This is a genomic window from Kitasatospora sp. NPDC034035, assembly GCF_055575755.1.
Genome location: NZ_JBVISA010000034.1, coordinates 80257 through 89445, shown reverse-complemented (window position 1 = coordinate 89445; position 9189 = coordinate 80257). Strand labels below are relative to the sequence as shown.

The following is a 9189-nucleotide window of genomic DNA, read 5'->3' as shown; positions in this document are numbered from 1 at the left end:
AAGACGGCGTGGATCAACGACCCGGCCAAGCGCAGGGAACCCGCACCACAAACCTCATAGCGTCACGACCGTCTCACTGGACTTGAAATCTTCCGGATCGCCCACGGGCGGCCGCGCGATCACTGGGCAAATCTGCCGCATTTCCAGCCAATGGGTGCTCCCCCTCTCGAACAACCAGGCGGGCTGAGCGAATCCCCGGCATCAGACCTGTTCATGCCGCCCCCGCTGCTGACACTCTGTCCACTTGGTTGTGCTCCCCCTGTCCACCCCCGATCCGGAGGCTCCCCCCTTGTCCCCGCTGACCCGTCGCACCTTCCTCGGCTCGGCCGCCGCCCTCGGCGCCGCGCTGGGCATCGACGCCCTCCCCGACGCGGCCCCGAAGGCCGCGGCCGCGACCTCCGCCACCGGCACCGGCACCATCCGCGACGTGCGCCATGTCGTCGTCCTGATGCAGGAGAACCGCAGCTTCGACCACTACTTCGGCTCGTTGAAGGGCGTGCGCGGCTTCGGCGACCGCAGCGCCGTCACCATCGGCGGCAACGGCACCCCGGTGTTCGCCCAGCCCGGGCTGCTGTGGGGCCACCAGTACCCGTGGCAGCTGAGCACCACGCCCTCGACGGTCTTCACCAGCTCCGAGAAGTTCGCGCAGTGCGACCAGTCGCTCGACCACGGCTGGTCCAGCCAGCACAAGGCGTGGAACAACGGCCGGATGGACAGCTGGATCTCCGCCAAGCTGTCCGACCGCGCCATGGGCTTCATGAACCGGTCCGACATACCCTTCCACTACGCCCTGGCCGACGCCTACACCGTCTGCGACGCCTACCACTGCTCGATCCTCAGCGCCACCGGCCCCAACCGCACCTACCTGTGGAGCGGCACGATCGACCCGTCCGCCGGCGCGGGCGGCGCCGCGTACGACGGCGGAGAGGAAAAGGGCCTGCGCTGGCAGACCTACGCCGAGGCACTGCAGAACGCCGGCGTGAGCTGGAAGGTCTACCAGAACGCGGACGACAACTTCGGCGACAACGCCCTCGCCTACTTCACCCAGTTCGCCAACGCCCCGGCCGGCAGCCCGCTGCACGACCGGGGCATGGCCTCCGTCCCCAAGGCGACCGGCCGCACCCCCGACGACATCGCCGCCGCCATCCGGGCCGACGCCGTCAACGGCACCCTGCCCCAGGTCTCCTGGATCGTCCCCGACCAGAACTCCTCCGAGCACCCGGACGCCCCGCCGAACGACGGCGCACACTTCGTCAACCTGGTCCTCCAGGCCCTCGCCGCCGACCCCGACGTGCTCGACTCCACCGTCCTGTTCCTCAACTACGACGAGAACGACGGCTTCTTCGACCACGTCCCGCCGCCCACCGCGCCCGCCGGCACCCCGGGGGAGTTCTACAACGGGACCAACATCGGCCTCGGCTTCCGCGTCCCGATGATCGTGGTGTCACCGTGGAGCCGCGGCGGCTGGGTCAGCTCCGAGGTCTTCGACCACACCTCCGTGCTGCGCTTCCTGGAGACGTGGACCACCGCACTCGGCACACCCGCCCACTGCACCAACATCTCCGACTGGCGGCGGCAGGTCTGCGGCGACCTCACCGGCACCCTCGACTTCGCCAACCCGGTGTACGGGCTGCCGCCACTGCCCGACACCAGCGCGGTGATCGGCCGGTCCGGCTGCACCTTCCTGCCCAACCCCATCCCGACCAACAACACCATGCCCGCCCAGGAGCCCGGCACCAAGTCCGCCCGCGCCGTGCCGTACCAGCCCAACGGCTCGGTGGACCGGATCGAGTACGGCCCGAACGGCAAGATCCTGCTCTGGCTGCGGATGTCCAACGAGGGCCGGCAGGCCACCAGGCCCGCCCACTTCTCCGCCTACGCCAACGCCCACCGCGGCGGCGGCCCCTGGCAGTACACGGTCCCCGCCCACGATCCGGCGAGCGGTACCGACGGCACCGCCCAGGACTACTTCAACGTCGGCTCGGGCTTCGGCGACGGCGCGTACGATCTCAGCCTCTTCGGCCCCAACCGCTTCCTGCGCCGGGTCGTCGGCAACGCCACCGGCGCCGGCCGGTACGCCGAGGCCACCAGCTCCTACGCCGCGGCTCCCGACACCGGCAAGCAGGCGATCTGGTTCACCCTGACCAACCAGGCCGCCTCCGGCCGCACCGCGACCTTCACCATCACCACCAACCAGTACCGCTCCGACGGCCCCTGGATCTACAGGGTGCCCGCCGGCGGCAGCGTCTCCGACTACTTCAACGCCGTCGCCTACACCCACGGCTGGTACGACTTCACCGTCACCGTCGACCTCGACCCCGCCTGGTCCCGCCGCTTCGCGGGCCACGTCGAGACCGGCGGGACCAGCATCACCGGCTGAGCGCACAACAGCCGGCCCGGTCCGTACCGTCGGCCCGCCCGGGCCGACGGCCTCGCGCTCACCCGCGTTCGGCCGTACGGTCGGCCCATGACACGCCGTCCGTTCATCCACCGGCGTTGGCCTGAGGTCGCCGCGTCACTGCCCCACCTCCCGCTGGGCGACGCCCCGACGCCCGTGCGCCCGCTGACGGGCCTGGGCTGCCGGTCCGAGCTGTGGCTCAAGGACGAGAGCGGCTACGGGCACGGGGGTTGGGGCGGGAACAAGGTCCGCAAGCTGGAGTGGCTACTGCCCGAGCTCCGACGCGGGCGCCCGCGGACCGTCCTGACCGTCGGCGGCCTCGGCACCAACTGGGGCCTGGCGACCGCGCTCTACGCCCGGGAGCAGGGTCTCGACGTCGCACTCGCGCTGGTCGACCACCCGGTGGACGACCACGTCCGCGCCCAGCTGCGACGGCTGCACGACTCCGGAGCCACCCTCCACTTCGCCCACACCAAGGCCCGGCTGCTGCTGGCCGCGCCCTGGCTGTTCGCCCGGCACACCCGCGGCCTGGCCCTGCCCCGCTACCTGCCGCCCGGCGGGTCCTCGCCGCTCGGCGCGCTCGGGTACGTCGAGTGCGCGCTCGAACTGGCCGAGCAGGTGGTGCGGGGACTGCTGCCGGAGCCCGGCTGGGTCGTGACGGCGGTGGGCTCCGGAGGCACCGCGGCCGGGCTGGCCCTGGGCTTGCGGCTGGCCGGCCTGCGAACCCGCGTCCTGGGGGTCGTGGTCAACGACACCCTCCGCCTCGACAGCGCCGCGCACACCCGGTTGGCGGCTAAGTCCCAGGCGCTCCTGCGGGCTCGGGGCGCTCGACTGCCCCGCATACGGCTCCGTGCGGACGACGTCGTCGCCGAGCGCGGCTGGCTCGGCCCCGGCTACGCGCACCCGACCGCGCGTGCCCGGGCCGTCCTCGACCGGGCGGCGTCCGAGGCCGGCTTGGAGCTGGAACTCACCTACACCGCCAAGGCGATGGCCGCGCTGCTCGACCTCGACGCGGCCGGACGCTTCGCCGACGGGCCGGTGGTGTTCCTCAACACCTTCGGCCCCCGGTGACCGAGTTGGCTGACGTCCCGGTCTTGGTGACGGACCTCAGCAGCTCGATCGCCTGCCGGACCGAGCGAGGCGGCTGCGGCCCTCCAACGTTCGCGGCCCGGACCGCTGTTGTACCGTCCAACCATGATCGGCTCCGCGCTGGTGCGCCTTGCGACCTTCAACGTCCTGCACGGGCGGCAGCTCCTGGACGACGGCCGCCCGCCGACGACGGCCTCCGACACCACCACCGTGCACCCGCTCATCGAGGCCGTCGCGTCCCTGGACGCCGACGTGGTGGCGCTGCAGGAGCTCGACCGCTTCCAGGAGCGGTCGGGCCGGGTGGACCAGGCGCGGGCGATCGCCGAGGCGACCGGTGCCGCGGACTGGCGCTACGCCTCGGCGTTCCACGCCCGGTCCGTACCGGGCCGGACCTGGGTCCTCGACCGGTCCGAACCAGGGCTGCGGGTGTACGGTCCCCGGGCGCCGGGGCACCACGGAGAGGCTCCCTCGCACGGCATCGCGCTGCTGTCCCGACTGCCGGTCCTGAGCTGGCGAGCCCGGCGGTTCAGCGCGCCTCCCGTCGCCCTGCCGCTGCGAGTGGCCGGGCGGAGGGGCCTCACGGTGATCCGCGACCATCCGCGCGCGGCGCTGGCCGCCGTCCTGCAGGGTCGGCGCGGCCCGTTCACGGCGGTGGCGCTGCACCTGTCGTTCGTCCCGGGGTGGAACGTCCGCCAGCTCCTTGCCGTGCACGGCTGGATCGCCGACCTGCCCCGGCCGCACCTCCTGCTGGGCGACTTCAACATCGTCGGCGCGATTCCCGCCGCCGCGCTTGGCGCGGCCGAGCTCCTCTCCTCGGCGAGGTCCTCGACGGCCCGGCCCGCCGCCCCGCCGCCCCGGCCCGGTTGGCGCCGGCTGGCCCGGGTCCGAACCTTTCCGTCACACTGCCCACTGGTGCAGCTCGACCACGTCCTCGCGGCCGGACTCGCGCCGCACCAGCCGGATTCGGTGCGGGCGCCCCGCATGCCGATCTCGGACCACCGGCCCGTGGTGGTCGAGCTGCACCTGTAGTCCCGCCGCCGCACCCCGCCCCGCTGAGCCGCCCGAGCCCGGGGCTGTCGCCCGTCAGCCGGCGGCCGCCGTGGCGGCCGTGGCGACGGTCACGGCCGTGATGGCCGCGACGGCGACGCGCATGTTCCGGATCGCCTGGGTGACGGGCTCGCCCGCCCAGTCGCCCGCGGCGATCTCCGAGAAGCGCAGCTCGACCCGCGCGCGGGGGAGGTCGGGGAAGGCCAGACCGTGCAGCCGGGCGGCGTGCAGGAGCGCTATCAGGGTCGCGGTGCGGGTGTCGGGCGTCCCGTGATGGCGGATCACGGCAGCGAGCCGCTCGCGGAGCTCACGCTCGACCGAGCCGTCCGCCTCCGGATAGCGTCGGACCGGGAAGAGGCCGAGGACCCGGTGGCGCTCCTCGACGACCAGGCCGCGCTCGCACAGCCGCTCCACGGTGGCACGGACCGCCGTGGGGTGGTCCTTGGTCAGCCAGTCCGCCGCCTTCGCCTTGCCGGGAGCCTTGCGCGCGACCCACTCGGTGAGCCGCTCCAGCCGCTCGTCGAGCAGCGGGTCGCCGGTCGGGGTGTGGTCGGTGACGCTGAGCCGGCCTTCGTCGAGCGCGACCCGGCCGGCCAGTGCGAGGTCGGCGAGGAGGCCTCCCGCCACCGCCCATCCGGCGCTCGAACTGTCCTTCGCCACACCGGACTCGTCGTCCAGTGAGAGCAGCATCAGCTCCTCGGCGAGGGTGACGTGCATGTGCAGTTCCTTTCCCTGTTCGGACCGGCCACCCCGCAGCGCGCCTACCAGCCGCCGCACCTGGGTGTCCTCAGCCAGCAACGCCCCGCCCGCGCGGCCCGGTTCCCCGACCCGCCTCCGCTGCCGGACAGGTCCGTCTTCCGCAACGGGTGCAAGGGTGGCGCGGGCTACCGATTCGGAGTTTTCGCCCAGGCCAGGGGTCTGGTGAACCATCCCTGCCGGTAAATCGTCAGCATTGGTAGGCCGGGGGTCCGAACTGCCCGCCACCCAGGGCCGAGGTGACCCGCAGCCGTACGACTCGACACGGCACGGCCCGAAGCATACAGACAGCTCAGGAGATCAGATGACCTCATCCGAGACCTTCTCGGCCTTCTACTCGTCACTCGGCGCCGCTGCACGGGCCCCCGGCGGAGCGGGGGTATCAGGGGAGGGGCCGGCCATGCCGCCCTGGCTGGCGCAGGTGTCGGAGGTGCTGTTCGACGGAATGGACGCCGGCACGGCGACGGCTTGGGCGCGCCGTGTGCACCGGGAGTTGGAGCGGTTGAACGGCAGGGTGCCGTTCAGTGTGGTCCATGACTGGTACTGCTCCGCCGTCGGCCCGATACTGACCGAGGCGAGTGCACGGCGTGGCGGGTCCGCCGCGCAGCACCAAGCCGTACTGGCTTTGCACGCACGGGCCATGGACGACGGTCCGATCGACGAGAGCACGTGGCGCACTGCGCTCGAACCGGAGCTGCGGGAGCTCTTCCGCGACGCGTACCCCTACGCCGAGGCCTACGCCACGGCCGCTGCTGCCGCGGGCTCCTATGCGCTGGCGAACGGCTACAGCGAGGCCGCGGCTGCCCGGTACGGCGAGACCTACGCGGAGCTCAACACCGCAGCCAACGTGCGTTCCCATGCCGACGCGAACGCCCTGGCCAACGCGGCCGCCGTGGCGGCGGCGTACGCGGCGGCGGACTCGGCCGCCTATGCCGCGACCTATCCGTCTGCCCGGATCCGCGCAGTGGTGCGGGTACATGCCGACCGGCAGGACGAGCGCGGCGAGCACGCCACCTGGGCGCGCCTGGCCGACGGCCTCGCCGCCGGCCTGGCCCGCGCAGACGCGGCCTGAGCCGGATCGACCCGGCACCCGGGCTCGGGTCCGAGCCCGGGTTCGGGTTTCGGGTTCCGGGTCCGGGTTCGGGTTCCGGGTCCGGGTCCGAGCCGGCTCAGCCCTTGAGCGGCCCGCCGTTGATGGCGACCCGGCGCCCGTAGCGGGTGTGCGGGTAGTAGTCGTACGTGGCGTGGTGCTGAACGCAGCGGTTGTCCCAGAACACCAGGGTGTTGGGGCTCCAACGGATGCGGCAGGTCAGCATGGGCCGCTGGGCCGGCAGGGCGAAGAGCAGGTCGAGCAGGGCCCGGCTCTCGTCGGCCGACAGCTGGGGGATGCGGGCGGTGTAGGCCTTGTTGACGTAAAGGATCTTGCGGTCGGTCTCGGGGTGACGCACCACCAGCGGGTGCTCGCTCTTGGGTATCACGTACCCCTTGGGCGGGGTGTAGCCCTGGAAGGCGACAAGGCCGTCGTGTACCGCGGTCAGGCCGTCGAGCAGCTCGCGCATCCTCGGGGACAGCATCTCGTACGCCAGGTGCATGTTGGCGAACAGGGTGTCGCCGCCGCTGCCCGGCTCCGGCACGCGGGTGAGGTAGAGCATCGACCCGAGCGAGGGTTCGGCGTCGGCGGTGCCGTCGGCGTGCCAGCCGTTGCCGGCGACGTTCGCCGCCTCGGCGCTGGTGCTGATCTCCAGGATGTACGGATCCGCGTCGACCGGGGGCGGGTTGACCGGGCGCAGTTCGCCGAAGTGCCCGGCGAAGCGCTTGTGGTCCTCGTCCGTCAAGTCCTGGTCACGGAAGACGAGGACGTGGTGGTGGAGGAACGCCTGCTTCAGTTCGGCCAGTTGCTCGTCCGACAGCTCCTGCGAGAGGTCGACGCCGGAGATCTCGGCACCGATCACCGGGGTGACCGAGTCGACGGTGATGGTCCGGTACTCCTTGGCGGGTCGGGTGGTGACGGCCTTGACGGCGTCCAGTTCGTACTGCTCCATGACGTGCTCCTGTGGTGTAGGGGTCGGTGGCGAAGCCTGCGGATCGGGTGTCGTCACAGCCCGCGGGCCAGCAGATCCGCAAGGATCAGCCGACCGAAGGCCAGGTTGCCGTGGATGGAGTCGTCGGCCTCGCACAACTCGGGGCGCTGGAAGCCGTCCGGTCCGGTGGTGCGGGCGCGGAGGTCGACGATCTCCACGCCGAGCGCGTCGAGCGCGCTTCGGACCGTCTCCTGCGCGGCCATGAACACCGCCGGGTCGGACTGTTCCGGTACCCGCTGCGGCGGCAGCACGGCCAGCGCCCGCAGGCCCAGACCGAGTGCGTGGCGGTAGAAGGCCAGCGCGTCGCGGACGGTGGCGCGGACGATGGCCTCGAACAGTGGCCCGGACAGGAAGCCCGGGGCGAAACCGCCGTCGCGGTGGCGGTAGATGCGCCAGTTCTCGCTGGTGGCGACGTAGTGCGCGCTGAGACCGAAGGTGGACACCAGCGGGACCGCGAGACGCCCGAGGCCGTCGACGCCCATGTCGGTCAGGAAGCCCCGGTAGTACTCGTCGGCCTCGGCCTTGCGGAACACCACGTCGTGCTCGCGCGGCTCGAAGAAGTCGTCGGTGAACTCGCGCCCGGCACCGATCGGACCGCCCTGGAACGGGATCCGGGCCGCCTTCGCGGCTCGTCCGATCGGACCTGCGTGCGAGTCGCCCAGCAGCAGGAACCTAGCGGGGGCGGTAGTAGTCGAGGACGGCGTCGTCACAGCTGTCGCCTCCCTTCAGCTCCGCCGCCGGCTTGCCGGTTCGCACCGGTGGCGCAGCGGCAGGGGGCCCCGACAGCGCGGTCATGAAGTGGCGCATGACGAAGTCGACGCCCTCGGGCGCCACTTCACGCAGGTTCGGCGCGTAGAACCTGCTCCGGAACGGGAGACCGGTGATGAGTTCGTACGAGGGGAAGTAGTCGACGTCGTCGAGGTCCTGGGCCAGCTGCCCGGCCACCGTCCGCAGCAGCGACTTGGAGTAGGTGTTGGCGGTGAGCACATGGCCGCCGGTCGCGGTCGCGGTCAGCGGGTTCGGTGAGACGGTCAGCAGGACCCGCAGCCGCGGATTGGCCTCGCGGGCCAGTGCGATGGCGTCCGCCAGGTCGCGGTAGACCTCTTCGAAGGTGAACTGGTGGAAGACGTGGCGGTCCGGGTCGAAGGTTCCGCGCACGGTCCCGGGGCAGGACGGGAAGACGGTGCCGTCGGCGTCGTCCCGCCACGCCTCGGTCAGACCCAGGGTGAAGATCAGGCAGCCGGCCTCGGTGACGGCGTCGCGGATGGCGGCGAGGGTCGCCCCGCGGGCTGTCAGCATCTCCTCGGCCGAGGCGTAGCCGCCGGGTTCGACGGACGGGCGATACGGGTCGTGGTACCTGCCGTCCTCCAGCCACGCCTCGGTCGGCGGGGTCGTGCGGCCGAAGGCCCAGGAGAGCCACTGCCGTAGCACGGCGGCGGTGTAGATGGTTCCGGTGCGGAACGAGAACCACCCGTAGTGGCGCGCCCTGCGCTCCTCCTCGGTCAGCCCCGGCGGGGCCGGCTCCGCGTCGTACCAGTTCATGCCCCGCTCCAGCAGGGCGCGGCCGATGTGTGCGGCGAAGCAGGACCCGGCGGTGAGGACCGGGTCGTCCTGCCCGATCGCGAACGCGGGCGTCCACAGGTCGTCGATGGCGAGCGGGTCCGGCTCGGCCACGGCGGAGCGCCAGAACGAGCGCGCCGGTAGTGACTGGTAGGGGTTCACGAGGGATGGTCTCCGATGGTCGAACGGCGGCGGAGGTCGGACGGAACGTCGGTATGGGGGACGGGACGTCGGTGTGGGACGGCTGGGAGACTGGTG

At 72.1% G+C, this 9189-nt stretch carries 8 protein-coding genes; 4 read left to right on the top strand and 4 right to left on the bottom strand.

The features are described 5' to 3' along the window. Positions 1-289: 289 nt before the first annotated feature. The 3 genes from ACZ52J_RS34765 to ACZ52J_RS34755 all read left to right on the top strand — a co-directional run bounded on the left by ACZ52J_RS34765 (position 290) and on the right by ACZ52J_RS34755 (position 4516). Positions 290-2380, top strand: a complete 2091-nt coding sequence (locus tag ACZ52J_RS34765) for a phosphocholine-specific phospholipase C (protein ID WP_465624510.1) — start codon at positions 290-292, stop codon at positions 2378-2380. 87 nt (positions 2381-2467) lie between these two features. Continuing rightward, positions 2468-3469 carry a 1-aminocyclopropane-1-carboxylate deaminase/D-cysteine desulfhydrase gene (locus tag ACZ52J_RS34760; RefSeq protein ID WP_465624508.1) on the top strand — a complete coding sequence of 334 codons (1002 nt, stop codon included), beginning with the start codon at positions 2468-2470 and terminating at the stop codon, positions 3467-3469. A gap of 123 nt (positions 3470-3592) precedes the next feature. Further along, complete coding sequence (locus tag ACZ52J_RS34755) at positions 3593-4516, top strand: endonuclease/exonuclease/phosphatase family protein (RefSeq protein WP_465624506.1); 924 nt, start codon at positions 3593-3595, stop codon at positions 4514-4516. A gap of 54 nt (positions 4517-4570) precedes the next feature. Here ACZ52J_RS34755 and ACZ52J_RS34750 read toward each other — a convergent pair whose 3' ends face one another. Then, entirely contained in the window at positions 4571-5251 is a 681-nt protein-coding gene (locus ACZ52J_RS34750; protein ID WP_465624504.1) for a GOLPH3/VPS74 family protein, read from the bottom strand. Between the two features lie 343 nt (positions 5252-5594). Between ACZ52J_RS34750 and ACZ52J_RS34745 the strand changes: the two genes are divergently transcribed. After that, positions 5595-6362, top strand: a complete 768-nt coding sequence (locus tag ACZ52J_RS34745; protein WP_465624502.1) for a SpcZ — start codon at positions 5595-5597, stop codon at positions 6360-6362. A gap of 97 nt (positions 6363-6459) precedes the next feature. Here ACZ52J_RS34745 and ACZ52J_RS34740 read toward each other — a convergent pair whose 3' ends face one another. Genes ACZ52J_RS34740 through ACZ52J_RS34730 form a run of 3 tightly spaced genes read right to left on the bottom strand, consistent with a single transcriptional unit; the run spans position 6460 to position 9093 of the window. Continuing rightward, positions 6460-7332 carry a TauD/TfdA dioxygenase family protein gene (locus ACZ52J_RS34740; protein ID WP_465624500.1) on the bottom strand — a complete coding sequence of 291 codons (873 nt, stop codon included), beginning with the start codon at positions 7330-7332 and terminating at the stop codon, positions 6460-6462. Between the two features lie 53 nt (positions 7333-7385). After that, complete coding sequence (locus tag ACZ52J_RS34735; RefSeq protein ID WP_465624498.1) at positions 7386-8081, bottom strand: hypothetical protein; 696 nt, start codon at positions 8079-8081, stop codon at positions 7386-7388. Next, positions 8044-9093, bottom strand: coding sequence for a GSCFA domain-containing protein (locus ACZ52J_RS34730; RefSeq protein ID WP_465624497.1), 1050 nt, complete (start codon positions 9091-9093; stop codon positions 8044-8046). The genes ACZ52J_RS34735 and ACZ52J_RS34730 overlap by 38 nt, the downstream gene beginning before the upstream one ends. Between the last annotated feature and the right edge of the window lie 96 nt (positions 9094-9189).

Excerpts from the sequence above, each read along its gene's own strand:
- ACZ52J_RS34760 (WP_465624508.1), top strand. The coding sequence starts at position 2,468 with ATGACACGCCGTCCGTTCATCCACCGGCGTTGGCCTGAGGTCGCCGCG.
- ACZ52J_RS34755 (WP_465624506.1), top strand. The coding sequence starts at position 3,593 with ATGATCGGCTCCGCGCTGGTGCGCCTTGCGACCTTCAACGTCCTGCAC.
- ACZ52J_RS34750 (WP_465624504.1), bottom strand. The coding sequence starts at position 5,251 with ATGCACGTCACCCTCGCCGAGGAGCTGATGCTGCTCTCACTGGACGAC.
- ACZ52J_RS34745 (WP_465624502.1), top strand. The coding sequence starts at position 5,595 with ATGACCTCATCCGAGACCTTCTCGGCCTTCTACTCGTCACTCGGCGCC.
- ACZ52J_RS34740 (WP_465624500.1), bottom strand. The coding sequence starts at position 7,332 with ATGGAGCAGTACGAACTGGACGCCGTCAAGGCCGTCACCACCCGACCC.